1 pseudogene is annotated in these 208 nt (G+C 32.2%); it reads left to right on the plus strand.

Annotated elements, in window-relative coordinates:
* Positions 1-208 (plus strand): annotated as a pseudogene (locus EP737_RS25215) (PTS glucitol/sorbitol transporter subunit IIB); the annotation flags it as partial.

Genomic DNA, 208 nt, shown 5'->3' on the forward strand with positions numbered 1-208 from the left:
AGAAAGCTTCAAAAAGAATTATGAAGAGCTTAAAAAGGAAAAGCTAGATAATAATGATAACTTTTTAATGAGATTTTCAAGAGGGATCGGAAAAGTAACAGGAACGTTTTATCAAGCAGGCCGAGATTCGATTGATATGCTGATTAAAAACATCATTCCATTTATGGCATTTGTCAGTATGTTAATCGGAATTATTAACTACACGGGA

This window comes from Ectobacillus funiculus (assembly GCF_004138295.1).
Lineage (GTDB): Bacteria > Bacillota > Bacilli > Bacillales > Bacillaceae_G > Ectobacillus > Ectobacillus funiculus.